At 67.0% G+C, this 13,586-nt stretch carries 6 protein-coding genes and 1 pseudogene; 2 read left to right on the top strand and 5 right to left on the bottom strand.

Annotation, left to right across the window (positions count from 1 at the left end):
• A pseudogene (locus VGD28_RS15480) lies at positions 1-198 on the bottom strand (dihydroxy-acid dehydratase); the annotation flags it as partial.
• A 137-nt stretch (positions 199-335) separates the two neighbouring features.
• Between VGD28_RS15480 and VGD28_RS15475 the strand changes: the two are divergent.
• Both VGD28_RS15475 and VGD28_RS15470 read left to right on the top strand, forming a co-directional pair.
• Positions 336-1,667 carry a sugar MFS transporter gene (locus VGD28_RS15475; RefSeq protein ID WP_331029252.1) on the top strand — a complete coding sequence of 444 codons (1,332 nt, stop codon included), beginning with the start codon at positions 336-338 and terminating at the stop codon, positions 1,665-1,667.
• Positions 1,668-1,844: 177 nt separating this feature from the next.
• Positions 1,845-4,472, top strand: a complete 2,628-nt coding sequence (locus VGD28_RS15470; protein ID WP_331029251.1) for a TonB-dependent receptor — start codon at positions 1,845-1,847, stop codon at positions 4,470-4,472.
• Positions 4,473-4,610: 138 nt separating this feature from the next.
• Here the strand turns inward: VGD28_RS15470 and VGD28_RS15465 are convergent, their stop codons facing one another.
• The 4 genes from VGD28_RS15465 to VGD28_RS15450 all read right to left on the bottom strand — a co-directional run bounded on the left by VGD28_RS15465 (position 4,611) and on the right by VGD28_RS15450 (position 13,387).
• Entirely contained in the window at positions 4,611-8,657 is a 4,047-nt protein-coding gene (locus VGD28_RS15465; RefSeq protein ID WP_331029250.1) for a glycosyl hydrolase, read from the bottom strand.
• A gap of 39 nt (positions 8,658-8,696) precedes the next feature.
• A complete protein-coding gene (locus VGD28_RS15460; RefSeq protein WP_331029249.1) occupies positions 8,697-9,977 on the bottom strand; it encodes a four-carbon acid sugar kinase family protein in 1,281 nt (426 codons plus the stop codon).
• 118 nt (positions 9,978-10,095) lie between these two features.
• The gene (locus VGD28_RS15455; protein WP_331029248.1) at positions 10,096-11,364 is read right to left on the bottom strand and encodes a ribulose-bisphosphate carboxylase large subunit family protein; all 1,269 of its coding nucleotides are present in this window, start codon (positions 11,362-11,364) and stop codon (positions 10,096-10,098) included.
• Between the two features lie 190 nt (positions 11,365-11,554).
• Complete coding sequence (locus VGD28_RS15450) at positions 11,555-13,387, bottom strand: beta-L-arabinofuranosidase domain-containing protein (protein ID WP_331029247.1); 1,833 nt, start codon at positions 13,385-13,387, stop codon at positions 11,555-11,557.
• Between the last annotated feature and the right edge of the window lie 199 nt (positions 13,388-13,586).

Genomic DNA, 13,586 nt, shown 5'->3' with positions numbered 1-13,586 from the left:
CGCCAGCACCAGATGATGCCGGTTGCACGGGCTGAGGTCGCTCCCCGTCTGCGCGATCCCGATCACCGGACGGCCGCTCCGCAGCTCCTTCAAGCTCAGCCCGAAGTTCAGATAGCGCTCCAGATACAGCGCCGTCATGTCTATATTGTCCGGATTGTCGAACCATGCCGCACTCCGCAGCTCGCCGGTTTGGGTCATCTCATTCCACGAAATTCATCGGGCATGCGCCAGGGCCGCCCTCGCCGCCCCGTTGACGACGTTCGTGGCCCGGATATAGTCAGATAAATAATCGGGCAAGCGCTGCGCTGCCGGCAATCATTTTGGGAGGATTTTGAATGGCGCTTCCGCCCCCCGCCAACGGGACGTCCGCGGCCGCGGCAACCGCTGGCTACAATTACCGGCCGGCGCTGACGCTGCTCGCCAGCCTGTTCTTCATGTGGGGATTCATCACCGTCATCAACAACACGCTGCTGCCGCACCTGCGCAGCGTGTTCGAGCTCAGCTACACCCAGACCACGCTGATCGAGAGCGTGTGGTTCATCGCCTATGGCGTTGCCTCCATCCCCTCGGCATTCCTGATCGAGCGCATCGGCTACAAGAAGGCGATCATCGTCGGGCTCCTGGTCATGGCGGCGGGTTCGCTGGGCATGGTCCCGGCCGCCCGCCTTCCGTCATACGAGGTGACGCTGCTGGCGCTGTTCGTGATCGCGTGCGGAATCGCGCTGCTGCAGGTCGCGGCGAATCCCTATGTGGCGGTGATCGGACCGGCTGAATCGTCGGAGTCGCGGCTCACGCTGGTGCAGGCGTTCAATTCGATGGGGACGTTCTTCGCACCCTATTTCGGCGGCTATCTCATCCTCAGCCGGACGACCGGGGGCACGTCGCTCGAGGGCGCGCAGCTCACCGCGGCGGAGCGGCTGGCCGACGCGCAGGCGACCCAGCTGCCCTATGTCATGGTCGCGGTGGTGCTGGTGCTGATCGCCTTGGTCTTCTGGCGCGCCAAGCTGCCGGCGCTGGGGGAGGCGACGCGCCGCGCCCATGCCTCCGAGCGCACCACCGTCCCGCTGTGGAAGGTCTGGGCGCACCCGATCTACAAGCATCGCAACCTGGCGTTCGGCATCCCGGCGATCTTCATCTACCTGATCGCCGAGATCGGTGTCGCGAACCTCTTCATCAACTTCGCGATCCTGCCCGAGATCGCCGGCATCACCCCGGCCCAGGCGGCCAACTACCTTGTGCTGCTATGGGGCGGGATGATGGTCGGCCGCTTTGCCGGTGCCTTCATCATGCGCGCTTTTCCTGCCGACAAGGTGCTCGCCGTCTATGCCGCGGCCGCGTTCGTGGTGATGGTCGGCGCCGCCACGCTGCACGGGCCGCTGGCGATGTGGTGCCTGATCCTGGTCGGATTGTGCCATTCCATCATGTTCCCGGCGATCTTCGCGATGGGGATCAAGGGCCTCGGTCCACTGACCGAGGAAGCATCGGGCCTGCTGATCATGGCGATCGCGGGGGGTGCGCTGGTGGTGGTGCAGGGCTGGCTGGCTGACACCATCGGCTTGCAGAACAGCTTCTGGCTGACGGTCGCGTGCGAGCTCTATGTGCTGTTCTATGCGCTATGGGGATCGAAGCCGACGGGCGCTCAGCTCGCGGTCCCGCTCGACGCCTAGACCAAGGTTTCCGTGACGCCGGCTTGTGCATGGAGGCCGGCATGCGTCTGGCACATATTCGTCACATGACTGTCGAGTTATGTCTGACAAAAATCTTGATCCCTGATCTCTCCCGTGTAGATTAGTCATATTATATGGATTCGTCCGACAGGGGGCGGTCAGGGAGAGGGAACGGATATGCGTCTTTTCAGTCGTCTTCTCGCCGGTGGTGCGCTCTGCGCGATCGCTGCGGCGACGCCGGCCGCGGCTCAGGACAGCGCGTCGCCGCAGTCGCCCGAGGCCGCGGAGCCCGAGATCGTCATCAGCGGCATCCGCGGCTCGCTCGAATCGGCGCAGGCGCTGAAGCGCAATGCCGACCAGGTGGTCGATTCGATCGTCGCCGAGGATATCGGCAAGCTGCCCGACGTGAACGTGACCGAAGCGCTGCAGCGCGTATCGGGCATCCAGGTCGGCCGCGACCGCGGCGAAGGATCGGGGATCACCATCCGTGGCTTGTCGCAGGTGACCTCGACCTTCAACGGCCGCTCGGGCGGCAGCGGCCGCGGCGTCGACCTCGAGAACATCCCGGCCGAGTTGATCGCGCGCGTCGACGTCTACAAGACCCCCTCGGCCGATCTGGTCGAGGGCGGGATCGGCGGCCTGATCAACGTCATCACCCGCAAGCCGCTCGACAAACCGGGCTTCACGCTCAGCGGCTCGGCGCGCGGGCGCTATTCGGACCTACCCGACAAGATCGATCCGATGTTCTCCGCGCTGGTCAGCAACAGCTGGAGCGTCGGCGATGGTGAGCTGGGCATCCTTGTCGCGGGATCGTTCCAGCAGCGCGCGTTCGAGAGCCATGTCGTCAGCGTCGGCGCGCCCGTCGGCCAGCCCGGCATCGGCGCCGGGGTCGCGTCGCTCTCGGAGCAGTATCAGCCCGTGATCAACGCCGACCGCCGCCGCATCGGCATCGACGCGGTGATCCAGTACAAGCCCAACCCCGATCTCGAATTCTACCTGCAGGGCACCTATCAGGACGCCAACCAGCTCCAGAAGCAGTACGGCGTCTATATCCGCTCGCTGCGCAACCGGACCTTCGTGCCGGGATCGGCAGAGTTCTTCCCGGGCACCAACGACGTCAGCAAGATCAGCTTCACCAACGTTCCCGTGCGCACCTTCGGCGCGGACCGCGATGCCTATGAGGAAAGCTACCAGATCGCGGGCGGCGTCAAGTACGACGCGGGTGCCGCGCATCTGTCGATCGATGCGGCATACACCCGCGGCAACGGCCAGCTCTATTATACCGAGCTCAACCTCGACACGATCGCGCCGCGCGTCGATTTCGACGTGACGACCTTGCCCGGAATGGCGCGCGTCAGCGGCATCGATCTGGGCAGCCTGGACAGCTTCGAGATCGCGAGCCTCGGCCGCAACATCAATCTGTCGGAGAGCGAATCGAAGCAGCTGCGCGCCGATGCCTGGTTTGAGATCGCCAGCAATTTCCTGAAGTCGATGCATGTCGGCATCCGCTGGACCGACGCCGAGGTGCAGCAGGATCAGCTCCGCTTCTCGCAAACGCCGGGCGCGGCCGGGGCACGGCTGCGGGCGTCGGCCTATAGCGACCTGTTCATCCTCAATCCGCTCAACGACATGTTCGGCGGCACCGATCTGATCGAGCAGAATTTCTACGCCGCCAACCACAATCTGCTGGACGGCGACGGGTTCGACGCGGTCCGCACGCGGCTGGGGATCACCACCGAAGCGGCGTTCAACCCGCTGTTCGGCTATCAGATCGGCGAGAGCACCTTCGCCGGCTATATGATGGGCAAGTTCGAGGTGGACGGGCCGGTTCGCATCGACGGCAATGCCGGCGTCCGCGTCATCCGCACCAACCTCAACGTCAACGGCACGCGCGCCACCTTCACCCAGCGCCCGGGCACCGGCACCGGCCCTACCAACCCGCCGGTGTTCGACCAGACCGGCTACGCGCCGGTGGAGATCGATACGCATTATGTGAGCGTGCTGCCGAGCGCGAATGTCCGCATCCACTTCACCGACAAGCTGCAGCTGCGTCTTGCCGCGGCCAAGACGCTGACCCGTCCGGGGTTCAGCAGCCTTTCTCCTACGCTCTCGCTGGTGCCGGGGCAGCGTACCGGATCGGCGGGCAACCCCGACCTGCGCCCGCTGCGCGCCAATCAGCTCGACGCCAGCCTCGAATATTATCCGTCGAGCACGACCTCGCTCTATGTCGCCGGCTTCTATCGCGAGATCGAGGATTTCCTCGTCACCCGCACCAGCCCGCAGACGATTGACGGGATCGACTACAGCATCAGCCGTCCGACCAACGAGCTGGGTGGCAAGATCAAGGGGTTCGAGGTCGGCGGCCAGACCTTCTTCGACTTCCTGCCGGGCCTGCTCAGCGGCTTTGGCGTGCAGGCGAACTACACTTTTGTCGACAGCAAGACCGACACCTCGGTCGCCGGGCTGCAGACGCCGATCGCCAACCTGTCGAAGCACAGCTTCAACACCAGCCTGATCTACGAGAAGGGCGGGCTGTCGGCGCGCCTCGCCTATAACTGGCGCGACAAATTCTATTCGAGCCTGCTGAGCAACGACATCGTGACCAACGTGCCGGTCTATACCCGCGCGCGCGACTGGCTAGACGCGTCGATCGGCTATGACATCACCGACAAGATCACGGTGACGATCGAGGGCGGCAACCTGCTCCGTTCCAAGACCCGAAGCTATTATGGCGTGCCGACGCGCCCCGGCAATTATGAGCAGGATGCGCGCACCATCATGGCCGGAGTCCGCTTCACGCTCTGAGCCACAGGCTCAGCCATTTCCCCCCCCGCTCGTCCCCGCAGCCCCGGCTGCGGGGGCTTTTTTGTGCAGGCGGGGCTGATCGCTCTCCACGCTCCATACGCCGTCATCCCGGCCCTGTGCCGGGATGACGGTGATGCGTTACTCGACCTTCACCGTATCCGCGAACACCACGCGCACCGGGCCGAGCAGCCCGGAATCGAGCAATGCCTCGTGCGACTGGTAGAAGGTCCAGGGGGTGAAGGTGACGCGTCCGCCGGCGGGCTTGGCTTGGCCCGCCTTGTACCAGTCGGGCAGCGCGGTGATCTTGCGCGCCATCACATCGGCCTTCTTGCCGTCGGCGGCGACGCGCTGGCCGATCGGCCAGTCGCCCTCGACGAACGCGCCCTCCTCGGGCAGCGCGGCGTCGGCGATCATCCGGTTGGCCCAGAGGTTGGTCACCGCAAGCTCGATGTCGTTGCTCCCCGGCCTCACCGCATCGGTGATCTCGACATGATAGGGCTCCTTCCACGTCACGCCCAGATCCTTGCCGTTGACCTTGACGCCTGCCAGCACCTCGACCCGGCCGAGGTCGAGGAAGATGCGGCGGCCCTTGCGGATCGCGTCCTCGGGAATCTCGACCGTGCGGGTGTAGGTCGCGGTGCCGGAGAAATGGCGCACGCCCGCGTCCGCATGGCGGCTCAGCGAATAGAGGCCGGGCAGGGTGATCTGCGCGGGCGCGCCGCGGCCTGGCTGGAACGCGACGGTCCACGGCCCGGTCACCGGAATCGGCATCGGCACCTCGGCCTCGAACTTCCCGCCGTCGTTCGTCGTATAGCGCCCGCTCTCCCACACCAGAGCCTGCAAATCGCCATAGCGGTCGCGCGAGACTTCGGCCGGCGCCGTCGCCAGGGCTGGCGCAGGCGGACCCGCTGCGGCCTCCGCGGCGATCTCCTGCGGGGAGAGGATGCGTGGCTCGGTTCGCGCCGGGGTGAAATTGCCCTCGAAGAAATAGGTGACTCCGACCGGCGCGGGCGCGTCGCTGCCGCCCGCGTAGACGGTGCGGCCGCTCTTCTTCCCGGTGCGGACGAGCTTGCCGTTCAAGTACAGGCGCGGTGTGCCCTTGTCGTAGACCAGCGCGACATGCGTCCAACCCGCGACCGGGGTGTGGCTGACGAGAACGGCGGGCGCGCTGTCGGGCGTCGCGCGCTCGATCACGAAGGCGCCGTTGCGGCCGAGCGCGAGGCCGGCGATCGCGGTCTTCGGCCCGTGAATGTCGCGGCCCGAACGGGCGGGGATCAGATAGTTCTTGCCGGTCTCGTTGATCCGTCCCTCGACGCTCTCGTCGGGCATCAGGCGCAGGTCGATGTCAGGCTTGGCCCAGAGCGAGATGGTGAAGCTGTTCGACGGCGCCTTCGCTGCCGGGGCAGGCGCGGCGGTGGTATCGACGAAGCGCACGCCGTCCTTTGACACCCAGTCGATCCGCCGCGCCCCGGCTGCGAAATCGAGCGTGACGAAGGTCGATCCGGCGGGGGAGAGGTCGAAGGTCACCTCGGTGCTGTCGCGCTCGGTCTTGAACAGGCTCGCGCGGGTGATGTTGCCGGTTTCCGCATCCCATAGCGACGGCGCCGCGCTGCCGACGCGGAAGGTGCAGGTGACGCGCTCCGCCCGGCGCTGGCGGTTGGCGACGAAATAGATGTGCGTCGCGCCCGCCTTGCGGTGCAGCCACGCGACCTGCCCGTCGGGCGTCGCTGTGCGGCAATCGGCGTCGGGCGCGACCTTGAGCGCGCTCAGCGCGTCGCCGACCGATCCGCCCGGGAACACCCGGCCCGCGCCGACCTTGCGCGCCGACTTGCCGTCGCCCCACACCGCATCGACTGCCTTGCGGAACGCGGCGTCATTGTCCGCCTTGCCCGCCAGCGTCATGGGATGCGTGGGCTTCGGCCCCAGCACCGCCATTCCCGCCTCGACCAGCTCGCGCACCTTGGTGGCGAGCTGCGGCGTCATGCTGGCGATATCCTGCGGGATGACGAGCAGGCGATAGGTGGCGCCATTGGCCAGCACGATCCGCCCGTCCTTCACCTTCGCGCGGGTCAGCAGCACCTCGGCATTGATGAGGTCGTACTGATAGCCGCCGGGGACCTGCGGATCGAAATGCACGCCGATCCTGGGGTTGGTGTCGGGCGACACCTGCGGGCGGACATATTCGGCCTGGTTGGGGCTGTCCTCGCCGACGAAGTAGAGCACGTCGGCCACGTAAATGCCCTGCCGCAGCATATACTGGCTGCGCGCGAGATACTCCATCCAGGGCCTCGCCTGCGGCACCCAGGTGTTCGATGCCTCGAGGTTGATACCCCATGGCCCCATCGCCATGCCGGGCAGCGCCCTGGGGTTGGGTTGGTGCGCCCAGCGGTGGAAGAAGATCTGGTTGAACCCCTGCGCGAACATCTGGTCGCCCAGCGTCTTCATCGCATAGGGATAGTCCTGCCAGCGGCTGGTCTGCGCCTCGCCGGTGAAGGCCTCGGCGGCGATCACGTTCTTGCCGTACACATGGCCCGCAGAGGCGACCATCTTGACCGTGCGGTTGTCGGTCCAGGGCGTGCGCGACCAGAATTCGGTCATCGGCACCTGCGCGCGGCCCGATACCTGAAGCGCGTCGAATGCGCCGGGGCCATAGCCTTCGATATGGAATTTGAGGCCCGCGCCGTTCACTCGCTCCTGCATCCGGCCATAGTAATTGTCGGCCATCAGGTCGGCGAGCGTGCGGCGGAAGTCGAACAGGAAGCGGTTGGAGACGTCGAGATCGCCCACGATCCGGCCGGTCAGCGCGGGCAGATAGGGCGTGATCGAATAGCCGTTGCGCTTCTGGAAATCGGCAGGAAGGGCGGGCGTCCAGTTCTGCATCCCGGCTTCGAAGCTGTCGATCTCGACCATGTCGAACGCCTTGCCGGCCAGCGGGCCGGCGGCCTTCACTACCCTGCCCAGCGTGCTGTCGAACTGGTGATCGACCGCGGCGGTGCTGAGCTTGTCGACCTCGAGCCCGCGCCCTGAATCCGATGCGGCGACGTTGAGCTTGCCGGTCGGGGTATGGCCGAAGCGCAGCACCGTCCATTCGCCCTCGGGCGGGGTCCAGTGGAGCGTGCCGGTGGCGTCGACATTGGCGGTGATGTCGATCACTTGCGCGGGATCGATCGCATATTGCGATTTGAGGTCCGTGGGCTGCTTTTCGACCGGAGCCGCCATCACGAAATCATGCTCGGCCTTGACGTCCCAATTGTCGATCCGCGGCGTCGCGTAGAGCAGCGCTTCGGCGAGCTTCACTCGCGCCGACGGCGTGATGCGGAAATAGATGGCTTCGGTGTTGGGGAAATTGAGCGTGCCGGGGGATTCGATCCCGCGCTCGACCCCGACATTGACCTTGCCGATGCGCGACCAGGTGACGCCGTCGACCGACGCCTCGACCGTCGCGGAGAAGCCGGGCGCTTCCTTGACCGCGTAGAGCGTGATCGCCTGGGCGTCGAACGGCTTGTTCATCGTCACCACCAGCGGTGCGGTGGGCGAGATCTCGACCGCGGTGTGGAGATCGCGATCGGTCAGCGTCGCGGGTTCGATCGTCGTGCCGGCGTCCATCGCCACGACCGCGGCGCGATAGTGGCTCTCGTCGCCGGGCGAAGCGGGAAAGGCGATCACCGCGGCGTCGCGATAATAGCCTTCCTTGGTATAGGGCTGGGGCAGCTGCACGCTGACCGGCGCGGTGCCGTCGCCCGTCACGCGCGTCTCGGTCCACACGATCTGCTGCATCGCCTGGTCGGGCCTGATCCATGGCCCGCCCGAGGACGACCACCCCGGCGCATTGTGCAGCCCGACCTTGAGACCGAGCTCGTCGGCCTTGCCCATCATGTGCGTCATCAAGTCGAGCCATTGCGGGCTCAGATAATCGACCGGCCCCTTGGGCACGTCGTTGCTGCCGTCGAACATCAGCACGCCGCCAAGCCCGATGTCGCGCATCGCCTGCAGGTCGGCGTCGATCCCCTCCCTGGTGACGTTGCCGTTCATCCAGAAATAGAGGGTGTGCGGGCGTGCCTCCGGCGGCGGGTTGCGGAAGGCTTCGGGATCGGGCGGGGATTGCGAACCGCGGTCCTGCGCCAGGCTGGTGGTCGCCAGCGCAACCAATGCGGTGCCCATCGCCCAACGCGCGATCCGAGTCATTCCAATCTCCCTAACGCGGCCTTTGCGGCCGTTCTGCCCTTAGCCGCCCTTGCGGACGGTTTCGAAGAAATCCTCGCCGCCCATCTGGCCGCCCTTGAGCACCAGCTCGAGCCCGTCGATCGCGGAATCGGACGAATGCGCGCGGACCAGCGGTGCGCCGCGCTCGATCGGGGCGGCCCAGGTCAGCGCGTCGATGCCGAGCTGTGCGACGCCGTGGCTCGACGTGTCGCCGCCAGCGAAGAGGACCCGGGTGAGGTTGGTGCGGCGGGCCACCTCACGGGTGACGCGGCCGAGTGCCTGGCCGAGCTTCTCGCCCGCGGCGGGGGCGCCGGCGTCGAGCGGGCCTTCGGCAGAGGCGATGAGCGCGCGGTGGTTCTGCGTCAACGCGGCGAGGGCGGCGTCGGCGAGGCGCGCTTCCTCGGCCATCGAGCCTTCGAGCAGCGCGGGCACGTCGGCGCGCGCAGCAACGAACCCGTCCGCCGCGCTGCGGGCAATCTGGCGTGCGGTGACGGGCGAGCAGCTGCCGCTGACGACGAGCAGGCGATCGGCCTCGGCGGCGCGGGTGGCGGCGGGCTTGCCGTCGATCACGCCCTCGGCCTGCCACGCCAGAACCAGCGCGCGCGTGACGCCCGAGCTGCCCGCGGCGAAGCGGACGCCACGCGAGCGCAGGATCGCGCCGGTCGCGGCGAGATCGGCGAAGGTCGTGCCGTCGAACAGCACCGCATCGGCGTCGCGCACCGCGTCGAATGCGGCTTCGGCATCGCCCGACTGGATGCGGTCGAGCGGGACATGGCCGATCCTGGCGCTGGTCTGCGCGGCGAGGTGGCGGATCAGGTCGGCCTCGTGCATCGGCGTGACCGGGTGGCGCGACATGGTCGGGTGGCGGTCGATGCGATGGACCTGATCGCCCGCCGCCGCGAACAGGTTGGCGAAGGCGACGTAGCGGCGCAGATGCGGCGCGGCGACGACGATCGCCGCGGGCGCGCCGAAGCTGCGCACGCCGATGTCGAGCGCGCGGCCGATCGAGCCGACCTGCGGTGCGCTGTCGAAGGTCGAGCAGGTCTTGTAGTGGATCAGCGCGGCGTCGCTCAGCGCGGCGAACATCGCGGGGAGCTCGGCGTCCATCCATTCGGGCGGGCGGCTGCGCGCATCGCTGGCGATGCCGATCGCGCGCGCCTCGGGGAAGCGGGCGCGGAGCGCTGCGTCCGGGGTGCGCAGGAACAGCACCGCGGGCACACCGCCCTCGGCGAGCTGCTCGAGCACGTCCGTCGAGCCGGTGAAGTCGTCGCCGACGAAGGCGTAGAGGGGCGCGGGGTTCATGCCGCGGAAGTTGACACTAGCTTGACACTATCGGCGAGTTTCGGCGCTGGACCGAACGCTGACGCCGGAGGGGTCGCATCGGCATGCAAGCAAATCAATTCCAACATTGCAAGCATGCTCACGCGCCGAATGCCCCGAGCGCCGCCTTGAGCTCTGGCGCGTCGTTCGCGGCCCGCTCGACGGGGATGCCGGCGACGGCGGCTTCCCAGGCCTGCTGCAGCGCGCGTACGCCCGCCGCCGGGCCGCCCGGATGCGCCATGATCCCGCCTCCCGCCGCGAACATGCAGTCGACCGAGCCGAGCGCGGCATAGGTCGGCGCGGCCTGCTTCGCCGACTGGCCCGAGGAGAAGACCGGCATGATCTCGCAGCCCTTGTGCGGCGCCGGGAACATCGGCGTCAGGCATTCGCGCGCCGAGGCGATCACGCTCTCGTTGCTCTCGCAGAACTTGTTGTCGATGCCATTGACGTGGGTGTGGTCGATCCCGGCGAGGCGCCAGAGCTTCTGGAAGGCGATGTAGCTCATGCCGATCGCGGGGGAGCGGCCGAGCATGCCCCAGCCGTTGCGGTGGCCGTGGATCGGGAGCTGCGAATGCGCGCGCAGCATTTTCATCGCGGGCAGGCCGATCGAGTTCATGCTCGCCATGATGCAGGTGCCACCCTCGGCCACGACATGGTCGTGGCGCGCGAGCATCTCGTCGATCTCGCCGGTCAGGTTGGCGGCGAACATCACCTTCTTGCCGGTGCGCTCTGCATGGTCGTTGATCACGCGCATCACCGCGCTGATCCGTGCGTCGAACGGGCAGTGCGGTCCGTCCGCCTGGAGCTCGTCGTCCTTGATGAAGTCGATCCCCGCCTCGACCAGCGTCTTGACCTGCGCGGCGGTGGCTTCGGGCGACATGCCGACGCTGGGCTTGATGATCGTGCCGATGATCGGGCGGTCGTACACCCCCGCCAGCTCGCGCGTGCCGGGGACGCCGAATTGCGGGCCTTGGTAGCGTGTCAGGAACTCGGGCGGCAGCGTCACGTCGATCAGGCGCAGGCCGGAGAAGGCCTTGAGCTCGGAGAGATTGCCGTTGATCGTCGCGAGCAGATTGGGGAGCGACAGCCCCATGTTCGAGACCGGCCACGACAGGCGCACGCGGGCGCGACGGCGCTTGCCGTCCCAATCCTTGGGCGTGCCCGATCCGGGGAGCGAGGGTTCGGCGGCCTCGCCCAGTTCGGTCAGCTCCTCGACCCGTGCGGCATGCGCCTCGCGCAGCGCGTCGGTCTCGCCGGGCACGCGCACGAAGGTGCCGGTCGACTGCTCGCCGGCCATCGTCTCCGCCGCCTGGCTCAGCGGGAAGGCGGTCTCGATCTCGTAGGTGGCGGTGACGCGGGGGTGGGTCATTTGACGTGAAGCCCCTCATTTCCCCCCTTCGTCATTCCCGCGCAGGCGGGAATCCATTGGGGCTGTCTTTGCGGCTCGATCCGATCGGTCAGCCAGAATGGATCCCCGCCTTCGCGGGGATGACGGCCTTCGCGGGGATGACGGCCTACGCGGGGGTGACGGGTGAGGGAGGAGAGAGGCATTCCGATCGTCACGCCGTCTTGAAATAGGTCGTCGTGCGCTCGGTATCGACCGCGTAGTAAGGCACGAACACGAGGTTCCGCTGGCCGACCTTCGCCCGATAGGATTCGGGATGGCCCGGCATCGGCTCCAGCGCGCCCGGAAGCGGAATCGTCTCCTGGTCGATCCCTTCCCAGGGGTTGAGGCCGACATACATCACCGCGCCGCGCATGACCGCCTGCAGATTGGGGTTTTCCGGGTCGATCGGAAGCGTGCGCAGCGGCTGCGGGATGGTCAGCTCGACCGTGTCGCCGGCCTTCCAGGCCCGCGTGATCGTGGCGAGTTGGCCCGGCATTGCCGCCTGCGCCTTGCCGTTGACCCGCAGCGTCGCGCCCTTGGTCCAATGCGGGATGCGCAGCTTCATCGCGAAGCGGCCGTTGCCGGGCTTGCGCACGGTGAGCTTTACCGTGTCGCGGACCGGATAGTCGGTCTCCTGCTCCACCACGACCGCGCCGCCGGGACGGTCCCAGGTCACCTCGGACGGGGTGTAGAGGTTGACCAGCAGATTGTCGTCGTCGTGGAAATAGGCGTTGAGCACATAGTCGGCGACGCCTTGCACCAACGTGCCCGAGCAGCACGGCCATTTCTGGTGGTAATAACGCTTCTGCCCCTGTGCGCCGTAGTCCGAATAATAGGGGTAGCCGCCGTCGCTGTCGGGCAGGCGCGTCGCGAGCATCGTGTTGTAGAGCGAGCGCTCGAGCCCGTCGCCGTACTGCGGCTCGCCGGTGAAGCGGATCAGGTAGCGGGCGAGCTTCAGGTCCGCGAAGGCGCCGCACGGCGTCTCGAAATGCGCCTTGGAGGTCTTGAGGCTCTTGGCGAGGTTGCCCTGGCCGAGCACGACGAACTGCTCCTCCGGGCCCCAGCCGCCCGAGGCGAAGCGCTGCGGCTCCATGAACTTCCAGGCGTTGATCAGCGCGGTGCGATATTTCTCGTCGCCCAAATGGAGATAGGCCTGCGCGCCCGAGGCGTTGCCGATGGTGTGGCTGTAGGCATGCTTGGTCGGCAGCACGTCCTCGCCCGCGGCGAGCGGGTCGAACCACTCCTTGTTGAGGAGATAGTGGACCGCCATGTCGTGATATTTGCGGTCGCCGGTGATCTCGGCGACGTGGAACAGGTTTTCCGAGATGACATAGGTCTCATCATAGGGCGGCTCGGTCTTTCCGATGCGGTCGCGCGAGACGGGCGAGATATAGGGGCGGCACTTCTCGATGATGATCGGGAGCAGCGTCCTGGCCTGCTCGGCGCCGCTCAGGCGATAGGCGTCGACCAGGCCGACGACATATTTGTCCATGACATAGGCGGCCCACTGCGCCTGCGCCTTGGGGCCGGCATAGGGGTTGGTCGCCGCGACCATCGCCTTGCCCCATTCGCTGACCAGCAGGCGGACCTTCTCATGCGCCGCCTGGTCGCCGGTCGCCGCGCCGTAGCGGGCGAGGCCGGAGATGTACTGGCCGAGCGTCAGGCCCGCGACGAAGCCGTCGCGATCGTACCAGCCGCCCATGTCGGGGCCGGGGGCGGGAAGCCCTGCATTCTGGCGGAAGACCTTGAGGATGCGGTCATTGTCGAGCGCGAGGAAATGCGCGTGGATATGGTCGAACTGGCGCTTGATGCGGCCGCCGGTGAGCTTCACGGCCCCATAGGGGAACTCGTGCATCGCTTCCTTGCCCTTGAGGGTGCCCGAAGCTTGAGTCGCGGCAAATGCGCTCGCGGGCAGCGCGCCCATTCCGGCGGCGGTGGTTGCGCAGGCGGCGCAATGCATGAAATGCCGCCGCGACAGGCCGCCAGTCATTGGGCCGTCAGTCATCCGATCCCTCCATATCGTTCGCCCTCCCCTTACGAATTCTTACGGATTCGCGAGGAATTGAAAATATAATAATACTAATATTTGCGAGGCGCAACCTGCCGGAGGTGGAGCCGGGTGCCCTGCGCGCAGGGTGGGCGGAGACTCAAAAATCCTCCCCCGCCAGGGGGAGGTGTCAGCTGCAAGCTGACGGAGGGGGCGG

The sequence above is a fragment of the Sphingomonas sp. genome (assembly GCF_036402235.1).
In the GTDB taxonomy this organism is placed as follows: Bacteria; Pseudomonadota; Alphaproteobacteria; order Sphingomonadales; family Sphingomonadaceae; genus Sphingomonas.
Note: the sequence above shows the minus strand (reverse complement) of the source record. Positions and strands in the feature narration are given on the sequence as shown.